The organism is Skermanella pratensis, assembly GCF_008843145.1.
Taxonomy (GTDB): Bacteria; Pseudomonadota; Alphaproteobacteria; order Azospirillales; family Azospirillaceae; genus Skermanella; species Skermanella pratensis.
In genome coordinates, this window is record NZ_CP030265.1 from 4,890,377 (window position 1) to 4,906,505 (window position 16,129).

15 protein-coding genes are annotated in these 16,129 nt (G+C 69.4%); 5 read left to right on the plus strand and 10 right to left on the minus strand.

The features are described from left to right. Nucleotides 1-41: 41 nt before the first annotated feature. The 6 genes from DPR14_RS28770 to DPR14_RS22500 all read right to left on the minus strand — a co-directional run bounded on the left by DPR14_RS28770 (nt 42) and on the right by DPR14_RS22500 (nt 6,982). Nucleotides 42-3,137 carry a tetratricopeptide repeat protein gene (locus DPR14_RS28770; protein ID WP_158047133.1) on the minus strand — a complete coding sequence of 1,032 codons (3,096 nt, stop codon included), beginning with the start codon at nt 3,135-3,137 and terminating at the stop codon, nt 42-44. A gap of 6 nt (nt 3,138-3,143) precedes the next feature. Further along, nucleotides 3,144-3,797: a protein phosphatase CheZ gene (locus DPR14_RS22480; RefSeq protein WP_158047134.1), complete on the minus strand. Its 654-nt coding sequence runs from the start codon at nt 3,795-3,797 to the stop codon at nt 3,144-3,146. A 62-nt stretch (nt 3,798-3,859) separates the two neighbouring features. Further along, on the minus strand, nt 3,860-4,651 hold the full coding sequence (locus DPR14_RS22485; protein ID WP_246148489.1) for a MotE family protein: 792 nt from the start codon (nt 4,649-4,651) through the stop codon (nt 3,860-3,862). A 33-nt stretch (nt 4,652-4,684) separates the two neighbouring features. Next, entirely contained in the window at nt 4,685-5,314 is a 630-nt protein-coding gene (locus DPR14_RS22490) for a DUF6468 domain-containing protein (RefSeq protein ID WP_158047135.1), read from the minus strand. Next, the gene (gene fliM, locus DPR14_RS22495) at nt 5,311-6,393 is read right to left on the minus strand and encodes a flagellar motor switch protein FliM (RefSeq protein WP_158047136.1); all 1,083 of its coding nucleotides are present in this window, start codon (nt 6,391-6,393) and stop codon (nt 5,311-5,313) included. Before fliM ends, DPR14_RS22490 begins: the two co-directional genes overlap by 4 nt. Nucleotides 6,394-6,409: 16 nt before the next feature. After that, on the minus strand, nt 6,410-6,982 hold the full coding sequence (locus DPR14_RS22500) for a flagellar basal body-associated FliL family protein (RefSeq protein WP_158047137.1): 573 nt from the start codon (nt 6,980-6,982) through the stop codon (nt 6,410-6,412). A 403-nt stretch (nt 6,983-7,385) separates the two neighbouring features. Between DPR14_RS22500 and flgF the strand changes: the two genes are divergently transcribed. The 5 genes from flgF to DPR14_RS22525 all read left to right on the plus strand — a co-directional run bounded on the left by flgF (nt 7,386) and on the right by DPR14_RS22525 (nt 11,413). Further along, nucleotides 7,386-8,111, plus strand: coding sequence for a flagellar basal-body rod protein FlgF (gene flgF / locus DPR14_RS22505; protein ID WP_158047138.1), 726 nt, complete (start codon nt 7,386-7,388; stop codon nt 8,109-8,111). 36 nt (nt 8,112-8,147) lie between these two features. Next, nucleotides 8,148-8,933 carry a flagellar basal-body rod protein FlgG gene (flgG, locus tag DPR14_RS22510; RefSeq protein ID WP_158047139.1) on the plus strand — a complete coding sequence of 262 codons (786 nt, stop codon included), beginning with the start codon at nt 8,148-8,150 and terminating at the stop codon, nt 8,931-8,933. 15 nt (nt 8,934-8,948) lie between these two features. Then, the gene (flgA, locus tag DPR14_RS22515) at nt 8,949-9,905 is read left to right on the plus strand and encodes a flagellar basal body P-ring formation chaperone FlgA (RefSeq protein WP_158047140.1); all 957 of its coding nucleotides are present in this window, start codon (nt 8,949-8,951) and stop codon (nt 9,903-9,905) included. Nucleotides 9,906-9,976: 71 nt separating this feature from the next. Further along, nucleotides 9,977-10,777, plus strand: coding sequence for a flagellar basal body L-ring protein FlgH (flgH, locus tag DPR14_RS22520; protein WP_158047141.1), 801 nt, complete (start codon nt 9,977-9,979; stop codon nt 10,775-10,777). Nucleotides 10,778-11,233: 456 nt separating this feature from the next. Beyond that, nucleotides 11,234-11,413, plus strand: coding sequence for a hypothetical protein (locus tag DPR14_RS22525; protein ID WP_158047142.1), 180 nt, complete (start codon nt 11,234-11,236; stop codon nt 11,411-11,413). A 19-nt stretch (nt 11,414-11,432) separates the two neighbouring features. Here DPR14_RS22525 and egtD read toward each other — a convergent pair whose 3' ends face one another. The 4 genes from egtD to DPR14_RS22545 form a co-directional block, all read right to left on the minus strand. Then, a complete protein-coding gene (gene egtD, locus DPR14_RS22530) occupies nt 11,433-12,446 on the minus strand; it encodes an L-histidine N(alpha)-methyltransferase (RefSeq protein WP_158047143.1) in 1,014 nt (337 codons plus the stop codon). 41 nt (nt 12,447-12,487) lie between these two features. Beyond that, a complete protein-coding gene (locus DPR14_RS22535) occupies nt 12,488-12,769 on the minus strand; it encodes a GNAT family N-acetyltransferase (RefSeq protein ID WP_158047144.1) in 282 nt (93 codons plus the stop codon). 103 nt (nt 12,770-12,872) lie between these two features. Continuing rightward, nucleotides 12,873-14,942: a TRAP transporter permease gene (locus DPR14_RS22540; protein WP_158047145.1), complete on the minus strand. Its 2,070-nt coding sequence runs from the start codon at nt 14,940-14,942 to the stop codon at nt 12,873-12,875. Nucleotides 14,943-15,024: 82 nt separating this feature from the next. Next, a complete protein-coding gene (locus tag DPR14_RS22545) occupies nt 15,025-16,002 on the minus strand; it encodes a TAXI family TRAP transporter solute-binding subunit (RefSeq protein ID WP_246148491.1) in 978 nt (325 codons plus the stop codon). Between the last annotated feature and the right edge of the window lie 127 nt (nt 16,003-16,129).

The window sequence follows — 16,129 nt, forward strand, 5'->3', positions numbered from 1 at the left end:
AATCGGGAAGACTCAACAGGACCCGGACGGCGTCCGTTCCGTCAGTTCACCGCCTGCCCGCCCTGCCGGTTGGAGAGGAACTTCTGGAAGGTGCCGACCTCCTTGACCCGTGATTGGATCGAGGCCAGGTCGATCAGCCCGCCGGACTGCCCCGGACGGGCCAGCACCCGGAAGGTGTCGGCGTGGGACGTCCCCTCCATGGCCGCGGCGAACTGACCGCGCAACCGGTCGAGCCCGGCGGCATCCCCGGCCAGGGACAAGGCCACCGCCTGGTTCAGCACCAGGTCGGCCTTGTCCTTCGAAAGCGGCGTGCCGCCCGGCGGTGGCGGGCCGATCACCTTGGCGAGGCCGGCCGCCGCCTCGGCCCACTGGGCACCGCGCCACGCGATGTCCACCCGCATCAGTTCCGCCGACTGGCTGGAGTCCTCCTTCAGGAGTGCCACCGCCTCGCCGTAGCGCTTCAGGTCGGCCAGTGCGCGGGCGCGCAGCACACGCCGCCGGGCCACCATCTCCGCGGAAAGATCGGGAACCTCAGACTGGTCGATCGCCGACAGAGCATGGTCGGGCTTGCCGTCCTGAAGCCGGATCTCGGCGAGCCGGGCGCCGACCTCGCCCTTCTCGGCTCCCTTGAGCTTGCCCGCGACCTGGGCTTGGAGCAGGTCGCCGGCGCGCCCGAGCAGGTCGATCTCGACCATCCGCTCGGCCAGCATGCGGACCACCAGGTCGCCGCGCGGCCCCTCGGGGGCGAGATCCTTGAACTGGTCGTACAGCCCCAGCGCCTCGACCGGCGGGAGCGCCGCGGCGCCGTCCTTGATGAACAGGTTGGCGAAGCTGTCGGACAGGCCGCGGGACAGTTCGGCCGCCCGCGGACTTTCGGGGAACAGGGCGACGGCCTGCCGGATCGTGTTGAAACCTTCGGCGTGATTGTTCGCCTTCATGTAGGTCTCGCCCAGGCGCTGCAGGATGTCCAGTTCGAGGTCGTCGCCGCGCCAGGCGAAACGCAGCCGCTCCAGCCGTGCCGCCGCGTCGGCCGGCGTCAGTTTTCCCTGCTCAAGCTCGATATCGACCAGGGCCAGCTCCGCCCGGGTCCGGTACAGCCGGTCGGTGCCGTCCGCAGCCGCCCGGAAGGACGCCGCGGCGCCGTCCTTGTCGCCGGCCAGCTGCTGGAGCTGGGCGCGGCGGAACTGCCCGGCCGGCTTGCGCTCGAACTCGCCGCCGGTCCGCCGCGCCAGGGTTTCCAGCATGCGGGCGGCGCCGGCACGGTCGCCGGTGCGGACGCGCGCATCCACCGCCAGGGCGGCCAGCTTGGTGAAGAACGGGTCCGGGTAGCCGTCGAGCTTGGCGCGGACACGGTCGAAGTCGCGCGCCGCCGCCGGCCAGTCGCCGCGCGCAGCCGCAGCCGCGGCACGCCACAGGGTCGCCTCCTCCTTACCGTCCAGCGCCGGGTTGGCGAGGTCGTCGGCGGCCGACTGCGGGTCGCCGTAGAGCAGCCGCGCGGCGCCGCGCAGCGCCAGGAACTCGGGCCGGGTTTCCAGGTCGGGCTGGTTGCCCGCGAGCAATCCCAGCAGGCCGAGGCTCTCCGCGGCGTAGCCGTGGGCGAAGTAGAAATGCGCGAGGTCCATGCGGGCGCGGTCGCGCTCCGCCTCGGGCGCCGTGACGACCGCCCGCTGGACCTCCTGGCGCAGCTTGTTGAACTCGCCGCTCGGGCCGCGCTTCCATTTCGCCAGATCGAACAGCCCGGTCGGAGACTGCAACTCCCGGCCCCGTCCGCTCAGCCGGGTCGGCGACACCCCGACCAGGTCGCCGGGCGGCGACAGCATCAGCCCGCCGGCGGTGGTCACCTCCACGCCGTCGCGGATCGGCCGGACCGCGACCGTATCCTCCAGCGGCTGGACGACGATGCCCTGCGCCGCCGGCAGCAGGCGGAGCTGGGCGAACCCGTGAGGCTCGACCACCGCCTGCCCGGGATTGGGCAGCGGCACCAGAAGGAGCTGGTCCCCCGCCATCGGGTCGTTCATCTGGACCACCTGCCGGGCGTCGGGCACCCCGACGACCAGCCGGGCGCCGAGCGGGAAATCGCGCTGGGCATCGACCGGCAGCCCTTCGGGCCGGGCCGCGGCGCGCGGGGCCAGGGCGATGCGCCAGGTATTGCCGTCGCGCGCCACGGTAGGCTCCAGCCCGTCGGGAACCGCCATGCGGAAAGCGGTGGCGCCCCGCATGGGCACCGTCTCCGGCCCTCCGAGCCCGGGGATCAGCGCATCCACCTTGATCCGGCCCTCGAGGTCCAGCGGTCGTCCGAACACGGCGTATAGATATCCGGCTCGGACATACACGGCCGCCGCCGCGGGTTCCTGCGCCTCCACCGACACGGTGCCGCGCCATGTCTCGGCGCCGCCTGGGGACAGCGGCTGCGCCGCCACGGGCTGAAGCGGGGCGGCCGAAGGCGGCGGCGGCTCCGGCACCGCGCGGGAGGCCGGAGCCGCGGGCTGGGCCTGGGGCAGCGGTGCCGGTGGCCGCTCCGATCTGGCCGGGGCGGATAGAGCGGAAGCCGCAGCTTTGGCCGGCGCCGCGGGGGCGAGCTGGGCGGCTTGCGCCGCGGGGGCGGGCTGGGCGGCCGGCGGTGCGGGAGCCGGCGTCGTCACCCGCTGCGGCTGGGCGGCGGGCTGTGCAAGGGGCGCCGCCGCAGGGGCCGGAGCGGCGGCTTCCCGGCGGGGCGGATCGACGATGTCGAGGGCAACGCCGCCGGCCCCGGTGCGGAAATCCTTGATCTCGCTGCCGGGCGGTATGGTGATCTGCACGACCAGCCGGCCATCGACGGCCGCCTGCCCGACCGTCGGCACGTTGCGCAGGCGGACCCGCTGCAGCCGCGAGAAGTCGGCCTGCCCCGGCCTGGAGAAGGTGATCTGGACGGTATCGCCCCGCTGGGCGACGGAATAGTCGACCGCTCCCGGCCAGTCGAACACCAGCCGGTTACGGTCGGGATGCACGCCCGCGCGGACCCGGACCACGGTGTCCGAGGCTGCCGGGCCGGAGCCCGCGGGAGCGGCCTGCTGAGCCGCGGCCGGATCGGGACCCCCGGTCAACCCGGCGGCGAGCAGCATCGCGGCCCCGAGTGCCGCGCCCAGCCGGGTTGCCATGTCGGTTCAGTCGAAGCTGGCGAGCAACTTGTCGATCTCGCTCTGATCGATCGCGTTGCCCGGAAGCTGGGGGCCGTTCAGCAGCGAGGACTCGTCGCCCGGGTCGGCCGCCGCGGCGGCGTCCCGGTGGGTCTTCTGGACCTCGTCGCCCAGGGCCTGGATCAGCACGTCGATCCTGCCCTCGATATGCTTGAGCGTGCGGACCACCTTGGTGATGCGCTGCCCGGTAATGTCCTGGAAGTTGCAGGCCTCGAAGATGGCGGTGACGGCGGCGGTCAGCGCGGCGCCGTTCTCCGGATCGACCTTGCCGGCGATGGCGCCGATCACGTCGCAGGAATCCATGATGCGGTTGGTCGCGTCCTCGGTGGCGCCGACCACGGCGTCCAGTTCGTCGGTGGCGCTCGCGATATGCTCGCTGCCGATGTCGTCCGGGCGGATCGCCGCGATCTCGCGCTTGGCATGCTGGATGTAGCGCGCCAGCGCCTCCAGCTCGCCGTAGAGCTTCAGGTCGGCGGCGGAGACGTCGCCCTCCATGGAGGTCAGCACGGCGGTCACGATCTCGGCGACCTCCTCCCGGGCGAAGGGTTGCCGGATTTCATCGCGCGCCAGCGCCAGGCGCTGGTGGAGCGGCGGGGTCGAGCCGATATGGGCGGTCGTCATCTTCTTCCTCGCTGGGCCGGCCTCAAGGGCTGGTTACTGGGGGTCGATCACTGGGGGCCGGATCATTGGGGTATGGTGGGCAGGGCGCTGCGGTCGGCGAGCGATGCCGTGACCTCCTTGGCTTTCAGCGGATCCATCGCCGCGAGGATCGGGGCGCTCTTGGCCTCCTTCATGCGCTCCATCACGTTGAGCAGCACCGGCATGTCGAGCGCCTCGAAGATCCGGGCGGCGTCCTTGGGCTTCATCGTCTCATAGATCTTGACCAGGCTTTCGAGCTGGGCGGCCTGCTTCTCGTCGACTTGGCGGAGCAGTCCCTCGATGTTGGTCCGCAGCTCGGTCAGTTCGGCCACCTTCTGGTCGATCCGCTGCTGCGCTGCAGTCAGCAGGGCTTCGCGCTGGTCAAGCTCGCGGGCGCGCCGGTCCATTTCCTCCCGCCGTTCGGTCAGCCGCTGGAACACCTCGGCCTGGACATTGCCGAAGGCTTGCCCCTCGCTCTCGCCGGTCGAGGCGGTCATGATCCGCAACGGCGGGACGGGCGCCAGGGCGGGTTGCGGCGACGGGGCCGGCGGAGCGGCGGCCGGGGCAGCCGGGGCCGGCGTGGCACCGGGCTTGGCCGCAGGCTCCTGGGCCTGGACGACGGCGATCGGATCGCGCATCCCGCCGCCGATCGCCAGCCAGATATCGCCCACCCTGACGCCCAGCATCAGGACCGCGACGAAGATGGTGAGCGGCAGCAGGCGCGGCCGGAAACGGGACGGCAGGCTCAGCGTCGTGACGGGGGCCGCCGGTCCGGCGGGAGCCTTCGAGGGCTTGGCCGGAGCCGGGGATTTGGCGGGGCGTTCGGGTTTGGACATGGCGGTCGGCTCGACGCTGTATCTGGTGCGCTGCTAGCGCAGGTTTTCAAGGGCGCGCAGGAGTTCGCGTTCGGCCCGCGAGCGGGCCTCCTGCGGCGGCGCCGGGGATGGGATGGGTGCCGGCTGCTCCGCATGGCCGGCGGGCGCGGCATGCGGCACCGCCGGATGCTGTGCCCCGTTGGGCGGACCGGACGGGGGTGCCGCGCGGCGCGCGGGTGCTTCGGCCTTGGCCGGCCGCGCAGGACCGGCCGGGGTCTGCGGCGATGCCGCGGCGGCGGGCTTCGGCATGGCGCCCGCCTTGATCGCGGCGGGAGCCGGGCCGGTCGCGGCGCGCAGCGCGTGGCTGCCGACCGAGCCTTCCAGGCGGCTCGCCAGGCTGTCGGCGGCCTCGATCATGAACTGCAGCTCATCGCGCATGGTCTGGGCCCGGTCGATCGACTTCTGAAGGGTTTCGGCGACCTTGGCCGCCGTGTCCTTCATGCCGGCGACGCTGGTCTCGGCCCGGCCGGCCGCATCGGCGAATCCCTTGACCAGCGCGTCCAGTTCGTCCTTGCTGTCGCGCAGACGGGTCAGCCGGCGGTTCAGCACGATGGCGAATCCGATGGTCGCCGACAGCAGGACGACGATGAGGACGTCCAGGATGAGGGGGAACGTGATGGTCATCTCCGGGTGTCCTCCTCGCGCGGGGCCTCGCGCTCGATGCGGACCGCGATGTGGCCGCCCTTGCGTCCCATGCGGCCGTCGAACATGGGCACGTCGCCGCAGCGCAGCTCGATCGTGTCGTCGGGCGTGGCGTTGAGCAGGATGCGGGTGCCGACCTTCCAGTTCAGCACGTCGTAGAGCTGCACCGTGATCTCGTCGAGGACGGCGCTGATCTGGACCTCGGTCATCCACAGCTCGCTGGCCAGGTGGGTCTCCCAGATCGAGTCGCGGCCGAACTTCTCGCCCATGAACATCTGGAGCAGAAGCTCGCGCACCGGCTCCAGCGTCGCGTAGGGGATCAGCAGCTCCAGGCGGCCGCCGCGGTCTTCCATGTCGATGCGCAGCTTGGCCAGCACGGCGGCGTTGGCCGGCCGTGCGATGGTCGCGAAGCGCGGATTGGTCTCCAGCCGGTCGAACCGGAAGGTCACCGGCGACAGCGGGTCGAAGGCGGCGGACAGGTCGCTGAGCACCACATGGACCATGCGCTCGACCAGGTTCCGCTCGATCGTGGTATAGGGGCGGCCCTCGATGCGCATCGCGGCGGTGCCGCGCCGCCCGCCCAGCAGCACGTCCACGATGGAGTAGATCAGCGCGCTGTCCACCACCATCAGGCCGTAATTGTCCCATTCCTCCGCCTTGAAGACGGACAGCATGGCCGGCAGCGGGATGGAGTTGAGATAGTCGCCGAACCGGACCGAGGAGATCTGGTCGAGGCTGACCTCGACGTTGTCGGAGGTGAAGTTGCGGAGCGACGTCGACATCATGCGGACGAGGCGGTCGAACACCACCTCCAGCATGGGCAGGCGCTCGTAGTTGACCAGCGCGCTGTTGACCAGCGCCATCAGGCCGGAATTGTCGCCGTCGCCCGAGCCGTCGCTGTCGAAGCCCAGCAGGCTGTCGATCTCGTCCTGGTTGAGCACGCGGGTCGAGGTGCCGCCGCCCACGTCGCCGCCGCCATCGCTGCCCTCGTCGGCCAGCGCCGCCCACTCGGCGGCCAGCCGCTCCTCGTCGCTCAGCCCGTCCAGCTTAAGGTCGCTCATGACACGCTCCCCCGGCTCACTGGATCAGCATTTCGCGGAACAGGACGTCCTTGACCTGCACCGGCTGGGCGGCGACGCCGACGCGCATCAGCAGTTCCTCGCGCAGGCGGTAGATCCCGGCGGAGCCGCGCAGATCCTCCAGCCGCAATTCGCGGAGGTAGACCTGGAAATTGTCGACGATACGGGGCATGACCTTCTCGATCTCCGGCATATCCTCCGGCCGGCCGACCTCTATGCTGATGCTGATCTTGAGGAAGCTGGGGCGCCGTCCGGTGCTGTTCAGGTTGACCACCAGGTCCGGCACGTTGAAGAACACGCCGCCGGCACCCGGTGCGCCGTGTCCGCCGCCATGGTCGTCGGCCTTCGGCGCGCCGTGCCCGCCGTCGGCGGGCGCCGCCTCGCCGTGCCCTTCCTCGGCGGCGGGTTCGGCGGGACTGAAGACGCCGGCGAAGAACGCGGCGGCTCCGCCGCCCAGGACGAGAAGCAGCGGCAGGATGACGAACAGCACCAGCTTCTTGCCGCTGAACTTCTTGCGCGCCGGCGCTTCGCCGCCTGCTCCCTCATCTTCCTCGTGCGTTGCACCCGCCATAATCACTGGGCTCCCTGCGATCGCCGCGCGTGCGAAAAACTAGGTAAACACTTAGCTCGGGATAGTTAACAAGTCGTTGAAGCTACCCGGCATTATTAAGCGCTACTGCCGTTCTGCAAGCGGCGGACCAGTTCGCCGTTCAGGAACCTTTAAGTATAATTCCCCGCGATCTTCGGCCCGGCACCCGGCGGGCAGCCCGGCAGGCGCGGACGCGCTCCCGGCACCCTTTGCCCCGGCGCTCCGCCGGCACCGGCAATTCGTGCCGGGCAATCCCTGCCCCGGACCCTTGCCGGCGGCGAAATCCCGGCATCCGCGCCGTTTCCGGCTCTGGCACGGGGGATGCATTGGATACCGCGGCACGGCGGAGGGCGCCGGCCAGCAACCAGGAACGAGAGCGTCGGACATGGAAAACCCCATCTACATCGCCCTGTCGCGTCAGGACGCGCTTCGCCGGCAGATGGACGTGGTCGCCAACAACCTCGCCAACATGACGACGCCGGCCTACAAGAACCAGCGCATGATGTTCCTGGAATACTTGGTGAAGCCGGCCGCCACCCCGGTCGAGAAGGTCTCCATGGTGCAGGACTACGGCGTCCTGCGGAACACCGCGGTCGGCCCGATCAGTTCGACCGGCAACCCCCTCGACGTGGCGCTCCAGGGCGACGGCTACCTGACCGTCGAGACGCGCGACGGCCAGCGGTTCACCCGCAACGGCCGCCTGCAGCTCGACCTGGACCGCCAGATCGTCGACACCAACGGCCTGCCCGTGCTGAACGAGCAGGACCTGCCGATGACGGTCCCGCAGAATTCCGGCCCGGTCACCATCACGGCGGACGGCACCGTCTCGTCCGACCAGGGCCAGATCGGCCGCATCAAGCTGGTCCGCTTCGAGCGCGAGCAGTTCATGACCGAGCTGGGCGGCGGGATCTTCACCACCGACGAGCCGCCGCTGCCGGCCCCCGAGACCAAGGTCGTGCAGGGCGCGGTCGAGGAATCCAACGTCCAGTCCGTCGTCGAGATGACCCAGATGATCGAGATCTCGCGCCAGTACGCGGTCAACCAGAAAATGATCGAAGCCGAGCACGAACGGCAGCGCAACGCCATCACCAAGCTGTCCCGGCTGAGCTGAAGCCCCGGCTACCCCTGAGAGGAAGAGGAACCAACCATGCGTAGCTTGAGCATCGGCACCACCGGCATGCTGGCCCAGCAGCTGAACGTCGAGACGATCTCGAACAACATCGCGAACATGACGACGACCGGGTTCAAGCGCCAGCGCGCCGAGTTCCAGGACCTGCTGTACCAGAACCAGCGCCGGGTCGGCTCGACCTCGTCGGACGCCGGCACGATCGTCCCCTCGGGCGTCCAGATCGGCGCGGGCGTCAAGGCCGCCGCCGTCTACCGGATCAACGAGCAGGGCAACCTGTCGGTGACCGACAACGCGCTGGACCTGGCGGTGAACGGCCAGGGCTATTTCCAGATCACCCTGCCCGACGGCGACACCGCCTATACCCGCGCCGGCTCTTTCCAGATCAACGCCGAGGGCACCGTGGTGACGGCGGACGGCTACACGGTGCAGCCGGGCATCGTCGTCCCGGCCGACGCGGTGGACATCACCGTCAACGGCAGCGGCGAGGTCCAGGTCAAGCTGGACGGCCAGATCCAGCCCCAGGTGGTCGGCCAGATCCAGCTCGCCGTGTTCCCCAACGAGGCCGGCCTGGAAGCGATCGGCAGCAACCTGCTGCTGGCGACCCCGGCGTCGGGCGACGCCGTCCCCGGCAACCCCTCGGCCCCCGGCTACGGCCGGCTGGTCCAGGGCGCGCTGGAGACCAGCAACGTCAACATCGTGGCCGAGATCACCAACCTGATCACCGCGCAGCGCGCCTACGAGATGAACTCGAAGGTGATCAGCACGACCGACCAGATGATGAACACCACCAGCCAGCTGCGCTGAGCGGAGGACCGATAGATGAACAAGCTCTCCCTGATCGCCCTGTCCGCCTCCCTCACCGCGGCGCTCGCCGTCGCCTCCTTCGCCGCCGACGCCGCGACCCTGCGGACCGACGGCACCATCGACGGCGACACCGTCCACCTGGGCGACCTGTTCGACGACGTCGGCGACAAGGCCGGGCAGCCGGTCGGCCGCGCCCCGGCGCCGGGCCGCCGCGCGACCTACGACGCCGGCTTCCTGGTCCGGCTCGCCTCCTACCACCAGCTGGACTGGCGCCCGGCCAGCCAGTTCGACCGGGTGGTCGTGACCCGCGGCAGCACGATCGTCGATGCCGAGCGGGTCCGCGACGCGGTGGCGCAGGAGCTGGCCGGCCGGTCGGAAGCCGACCGTCTGGACGTCGACCTGGACAACAAGCTGCTGGAGCTGCATCTGCCGAGCGGCCAGGCTGCGACGCTGAAGCTCGAATCCGTGACCTACGACCAGATCCAGGGCCGCTTCAGCGCGGTCGTGGTGGCACCCGCCGAAGGGCCGGAACAGGGCCGCACCGCCATCTCCGGCCGCGCCGCCGCCATCGTCGAGGTCCCGGTGCTGACCCGCCGGATCAAGCCGGGCGAAGTCATCACGGCTTCCGATATCGGCTACACCGAGGTGCGGATGAACCGGATCGGCGCCGAACTGCTCCGCGACGCCGACGAGCTGGTCGGCCAGACCCCGCGCCGCCAGATCGCCGCCAACACGCCGGTCCGTGCCCGCGACCTGCAGCAGCCGCAGGTCGTTGCCAAGGGCGCGCTGGTCACCATGGTGCTGCAGCACAAGTCGATGACGCTGACCGCACAGGGCAAGGCGCTGGAAGGCGGCGCCGACGGGGCGGTGATCCGCGTCGTCAACACCATGAGCAACCGCACCGTCGAGGCGGTCGTGGTCGGCCCCAACCAGGTCTCCGTCGCCCGGCCCGGCGCCACCGTCCTGAACTGAACCTTTCCGGAAGCCTCCGGCGCCGGCCAGACGCCGAGCAGCCGACCTCCGCCGTCCCAAGGAATACCGTCATGCCGTCCCTCGCCCGCATCGCCCTGATCGCCGCCGCCGCCGCTTCGCTCTCCGCCTGCAACGCCACCAGCCGCCTGTCCGAAGTGGGCAGCGCGCCGGCCCTGACGCAGATCGAGAACCCGAACCGCGCCCCCGGCTTCGTCCCGGTCAGCCTGCCGATGCCGGCGCCGCAGACCGGGGTGCGGGAGGCCAACTCGCTGTGGCGCTCGGGTGCCAGGGCCTTCTTCAAGGACCAGCGGGCGAGCCGGGTCGGCGACATCCTGACCGTGACGATCAACATCAACGATCAGGCCCAGATGAACAACCAGACCACCCGGACCCGGGCCAACAGCGAGAACGCCGGCATGCCGGAGATCTTCGGCTTCGACCTGAACAAGGTCCTGCCCGGGACCAGCGCCGCCAAGGCGCTGCTGGAAGGCAAGCTTGAGGGCAACTCGACCCAGTACGAGCCGGGCGGACGCGAGAACCTGCTGGGCCTGAGCAGCGACACCAGCAACAAGGGCACCGGCCAGATCAACCGCCGGGAGACGATCACCCTCCAGGTCGCGGCGCTGATCACCGACGTGCTGCCCAACGGCAACCTGGTGCTCCAGGGCCGCCAGGAGGTCCGGGTGAACTTCGAGGTCCGCGAACTGCTGCTGGCCGGCGTGATCCGGCCGGAGGACATCAGCTCCGCCAACTCGATCAGCTACGAGAAGATCGCCGAAGCCCGCATCTCCTACGGCGGCCGCGGCCAGATCACCGACGTCCAGCAGCCCCGCTACGGCCAGCAGATCTTCGACATCATCATGCCGTTCTGAAGACGGTCGGGCGGCTTGAGCGGCGAGGCGCCTCCGGAACCGGTCCGGAGGCGCCTTTCGCATGTCGGGGTCCCCGGGCGCAGGCCGCCGGAGAGCGTGACGAATTGCCCTTGCGGCTGTTGAACTTTGCCGAGTTGACGAAACTCCATGAGACGACGACAGGAGACCGCAGATGCTCAAGGGTGGAATTCTTTGGATGATGGGTGTCCCTCTGATCGTGATCATCGTGCTGCTGGTGATCGGGGTGATCTGATCCGTCCGCGGATTTCGAGGAGCAGCGCACGCCGACGTCATTCGACCTTCCGCTCCTCTCCCGTCGCAGCCTGATCGGGACCGGCTCCATCGGTCTTCTGTCCGCCGCCTCCGGCTGGTGACCGCTCAGTACGGCATTCCCGACCAAGCGGCATACGATTGCGCGGGTAAGCGCTGCGCGCCGCCAAGACCGGGAAGCATGTCATGTGCGAGAAGCCCATGGCCCAGACCATCAGGCGGATCCGCTCCGGCGGAATGGGTGCCGCGCGGTTCACCGGGGCGACCGACGCCCAGGTGATGGGACCCGGCGACCAGTGGCGCTTCACCAAGGCGCTGGCCGGGCGGGACTCGACCCGCGGACCGGAGGCGCGGCAGGAGGGCTAAGGCCGGATCGGGCTGGGCGCTATGCGCCCGAAGTCCGGCGGAAGCGGCTGGGCGGCGCCTGGAAGGTCAGCAGATGGATGCTGAACAGGGGTTCGCCATCCGTCCAGGTCTCGTCGGCAAGCCATCCGGCGTCGCGCCCCAGGCTCCGGAACTCCTCCACCGTATATTTGTGCGAAACCTCGGTGTGGATGGTCTCGCCCGCCTGGAAACGGAAGGGGACGCCCGCGACCAGGGCCGTCTGGGGCCTCAGGCTCTCCAGGTGCATTTCGATCCTTCCGAGGTCCCCGTTGTAGAAGGCGCGATGGGCGAAGGCCGCGATGTCGAACGTGCCGTCCAGTTCGCGGTTGATCCGCTCCAGCAGGTTCAGGTTGAACGCGGCGGTCACTCCGGCGGCATCGTCGTACGCCGCCTCCAGCCGCGCGACGTCCTTCTTCAGGTCCACCCCGATCAGCAGCCTGCTGCCCGGACCGAGCTGCCGGCCCAGTCGCGCCAGGAATGCCCGGGCTTCCTCCGGCGAGAAGTTGCCGATCGTCGAGCCGGGGAAGAACGCCAGGGTGCGTTCCGGCCCGCCCTTCACGGACAGGGGGAAGGCCTGGTTGTAGTCGGCATGTATCGGCGAGACGGGTATTTCCGGGTAGTCGGCCGCCAGCCGGGCGGCCGACGCTTCCAGATGCGCCCCGGAGATGTCGACCGGGACGTAGGCCGCGGGCTGGTCCAGCACGTCGAGCAGCAGGCGCACCTTGACGCTCGACCCGCTGCCCAGTTCCAGCAGCGTCACCCCCCGGCCGATCCTTTCGGCGATGTCGCCGGCGTGGCGGGTGAGAATGGCCGTCTCGGTACGGGTCGGGTAGTATTCCTCCAGTTCGCAGATCCGGTCGAACAGCCGCGATCCCCGCTGGTCGTAGAAATGCTTCGCCGGCAAGGTCTTGACCGGCCGGCCCAGGCCGTCGAGAACGTCCTTCAGGAATCCTGCGTCCCGGTCGGGCCCGGACGCAGGCATGGCGATGCGGCGGCTGGCTGTTCCATCCGTCATGTATCCTCCCTTGATTCTGTATATCGGCCGGCGCGCGTCGTTCAGCGGATCGGCAGGATGAGATCCTGGTACTCGGAATGGCGCTCCACATAGCCCTGCACAAAGGTGCAGTAAGGCTCGACCTTGAGGCCCCGGCCGCGGACGTCGTCCAGCACGCCGCGCACCAGTTTCGACCCGACGCCTTGTCCGGACAGGGACTCGGGCACTTCCGTATGGACAAGGGCGATGACGTCGTCCTTCAGCCGGTAGTTCATGAAGGCCACGGTGCCGTTCACGTCCATCTCGTACCGGTGATGCGCCTGGTTGTCGGTGACTTCCGCCACGGGCGTTCTCCTCATGCAGGGTCTCGATGCCTTGCAAGGGAGAACACCCGGACGGGGGCTTGGTTCGACAGGAACCGCAATGCTCCCCGAGCATGCCCGATGGTTAGGCGGCGGCGGGCGTCTCCGTCCGCCAAACCGTGACTTGGCGCACCAGAACCGGCGCCATGAGGGCCAGCCCCGCCAGCGAGGAGTACAGCTCCGGCGCCACCAGCAGGATCGCCGCCGCCGCCAGCAGCAGCCGTTCCCACATCCGGGCCGTGGTCAGCATCCAGCCGGCCAATGCCGCGCCCAGGCAGGTGATGCCGACGATGCAGCCGACAAAGGCGATGATGAAGTCGGGCCAGGTGAAGCCGGGGGCGACCAGCAGCAGCGAGGGCGAGAAGACAAAGACGAAGGGCACCAGCGCCTTGCCGAGCCCCAGGCGGAAAGCCGTGTTGCCGGTCTTGAACGGATCGGCCCCCGCCATGCCGGCGGCGGCGTAGGCCGCCAGCGCGACCGGCGGCGTGATGTCGGCCAGCACGCCGTAATAGAAGACGAAGAAATGCGCCACGATCGGCGCCACGCCGAGCAAGCCCAGCGTCGGGGCGGCGATGGTCGCCATGATGATGTAGTTGGCCGTCGTCGGGATGCCGCAGCCCATCAGGATGCAGACGATGCCGGTCATGATCAGGGTGAACAGCAGGGTCAGCGTCTGCGGCGCCGTCCAGCCCGCCGGCAGGAACGCCCCGACCCAGCCGGCCATCTCGGCGGCGGTGGAGGTGACGATGAAGGAGATCTTGAAGCCGACGCCGGTCAGGGTGACCACGCCGACGATGATCCCGACCGTCGCCGCGGCCGCTCCCACGGCCAGCGCGTATTTGGCGCCGTCGCGCAGATCGATCACCAGGTCCGGGATGCTCATGCGGTTGCGCGGGTTCAGCAATCCGACCGCGATGCACAGCGTGATGCCCCAGAAGGCCGCCAGGTACGGGGTGTAGCCGGCCAGCAGGATGCCGACCAGGACGATCAGCGGAATCACCGTCGGCCAGTCGCGCCTGAGCGCCGCCTTGACGTCCGGCATCTCGTCCGGGCGCAGGCCCCGCAGGCCGGTGCGCTTCGCCTCGAAATGGACCTGGACCAGGACGCCGAAGAAATGCATGAACGCGGGCACGATCGCCGCGATGATGATGGTCGTGTAAGGCAGCCCCAGGAACTCGATCATCAGGAAGGCGGCGGCCCCCATGATCGGCGGAGTGATCTGTCCGCCGGTGGACGCGGTCGCCTCGACGGCACCGGCGAAATGCGGCTTGTAGCCCAGCCGGATCATCGCCGGAATGGTCAGGGAGCCGACGGTGACCGTGTTAGCGACCGACGAGCCGGAGATCATGCCGAACAGGGCGGACCCGAAGATCGACACCTTGGCCGGACCGCCGGCATAGCGTCCCGCCACCCAGGCGGCGCAGTCGAGGAAAAGCTGGCCGAGGCCGATGCGGGTGGCGAGCACGCCGAACAGCACGAAGTGGAAGACATAGGTCGCGACCACGCCCAGCGCGATGCCGTAGATGCCCTGGGTGGTCAGGTAAAGGTGGTCGACGAGCTGGGAGAAGCTGGCGCCGGGATGGACCAGGATGCCGGGCATCGACGGCCCCCAGATCGCATAGCTCATGAACAGCGTTGCTATGATCGGCAAAGGCCAGCCGACCGAGCGGCGGGTCGCCTCCAGCAGGACGACGATCAGGGTTCCGCCCAGCACCACGTCGGTCGTGGTCGGGTTGCCGACCCGGAAGGCCAAATCGTCCAGGGGGATCAGCGGAACGTGCAGCACGGCGACGACGGCGCCGATGGCGAGCGCCCAATCCGGCAGCGAGATGCCGAGCGGACGCAGGACCGTGCCCCGGGCCGGCTGGTCGTAGCCCCGCTTGGAGAACGGGAAGACCAGGAACACCAGCCCCAGCACGAAGGAGAGATGGATGCCGCGGTGGGCCATCTCCGACAGCAGCCCGAAGCCCGCCGTGTAATAGTGGAACAGCGACAGCACCACGAGAAGCCCGCCGACAAGCCAGCCGGCGGCGGGCGCCAGCGGCCGGAAGCGGATCTCGCTATCGAACTTCTCCTCAAGCTCCTTCGCCTTTTCCGGGTCGAGTTCGAGCGAGGACTTGGACAGGTGCGCCTGATCGCGCGACGGGTCGCTCATCGGTATTCCAGAGTCATGATTTCGATAGGATGCCAGCAGGACGGACCCCCGCCCTCCGGAGGGCGGAGGTCCGGGGCGGCGGCTACTTCAGCACGCCCTTTTCGCGGTAGAATTTCTCCGCGCCCGGATGCAGCGGGATCGCGATGCCGTTCGCCGCGTTCTCCAGGGTGATCAGCTTGCCCTTGGCATGGCCGGCATCCAGGGCCGCGCGGGCGCTGTCGCTCCACATCGCCTTGACGATGTTGTAGACCAGCTCCTCCGGCTGCTTGGCGCTGGTGACCCACTGGGCGTTGACCGAGATGGTCTGGATTTCCGGGACGTCCCGGTAGGTCCCGGCGGGCACCGTGTCCTTGGAGAAGAACTGGTACTCGGACAGCAGCTTGTCGGCCTCCGGGCCGGCGATCGGCACCAGCGTGATCCCGCTGGAGGTCGCCAGCTCGGAGATGGCGCCGGTCGGGTAGCCGCCGACGAAGAAATAGGCGTCCAGCGCGCCGTCGCGCAGGCGGTCGCCCGCTGGGCCCGGCTTGAGATACTCGGCCTTCACGTCCTTCTCGGTCAGCCCGTAGGCGCCGAGCACGATCCGCGCGTCGACCAGCGTGCCCGACCCCGGCTCGTCCAGCGACACCCGCTTGCCCTTGAGGTCCGCGACCGACTTGATGCCGGAATTCTTGGTCGCGACGAGATGGATCGTCTCGGGGTACAGGGTGGCGATGGCGCGCAGGTTCTCGATCTTGCCCTTGCCTTCGAACAGGCCGGTGCCGGTATAGGCCCAATAGGCCACGTCGGACTGCGAGAAGCCCGACTCGAGCGAGCCGCCGTTGACGGCGCTGATGTTGGCGACGGATCCGTTGGACGATACGGCGGTCGCCACCAGTCCTGGCACGCCGCCGCCGGTCGCCGAGATCGTGTTGGCGATCAGGCCGCCCACGGGATAATAGGTTCCCGCGGTGCCGCCCGTCCCGATGCGGAAGAAGGCCGGCGCCTGCGCCATGGCGACCGTGGTGCCGATCGCGATGGCTCCGAGCATCGCCCCGATCGCCAGGCGGCTTTTTCTTGTCATGAAGCTCACGGCAGTCCCCTCTCAATATGCAGTCCTATCGGACTGAGTACCATTGGCCGATATGCCGGGGGATCATGGCGGTTGCCGTTGAGATTGTCACCATATCGGATCGTTTGCGGGGCCGGGC